We start from the raw sequence: 489 nt of genomic DNA, 5'->3' as shown, positions 1-489 counted from the left end.
CTAAGAGGAGAGAAAAACACAAAAATGTGAGATAACTTATATTTCTTCATCCTTCTGAAGCTGTATATCAAGCTCTATGAGCTTTTTTAAGTCGTCCACAGTGTTTACCTCTATTCGACCGTTTTGAAAGTCTCTGATCCACTGTGCAATGCCTGCACTAACGATTTTCCGATACTTCTCTTTTGATTCACTGATATTTTCAAGAACATCGGCTTTATGTAAAAGCAGAAGCTTTTCCTTCTCTTCATCAGAATAGGAACATACGTTTGTTTTTTCTCTTGTCATGCTCCCCGTCCTCCATTACAATATGAATCAGAGCGTGATTTCCCACAAACGCGGCCGCGTCATGATCACGCTCTCGACAGGGAGCTATCTCTGTTGTGATTGGAGGGTGTTAGCAGCACCCTCTTTTTTTGATTTTTTCCCAAAAACCTCTCGAGTTCTGTGTAGGACTCATATATGCTGTCAGAGCAAAGGAGAGGATAGATA

Annotated in this window: 1 protein-coding gene; it reads right to left on the bottom strand. The window is 40.9% G+C overall.

All coding sequences use genetic code 11. The features are described from left to right. Positions 1-36 precede the first annotated feature (36 nt). Positions 37-285 (bottom strand): hypothetical protein, encoded by a 249-nt coding sequence (locus ACTD9P_RS29730; RefSeq protein ID WP_053285405.1) that lies wholly within the window; start codon positions 283-285, stop codon positions 37-39. Between the last annotated feature and the right edge of the window lie 204 nt (positions 286-489).

The sequence above is a fragment of the Pseudomonas onubensis genome (assembly GCF_965653655.1).
In the GTDB taxonomy this organism is placed as follows: Bacteria; Pseudomonadota; Gammaproteobacteria; order Pseudomonadales; family Pseudomonadaceae; genus Aquipseudomonas.
Note: the sequence above shows the minus strand (reverse complement) of the source record. Positions and strands in the feature narration are given on the sequence as shown.

Coding starts and splice junctions, on each gene's coding strand:
- ACTD9P_RS29730 (WP_053285405.1), bottom strand. CDS start 285: ATGACAAGAGAAAAAACAAACGTATGTTCCTATTCTGATGAAGAGAAG.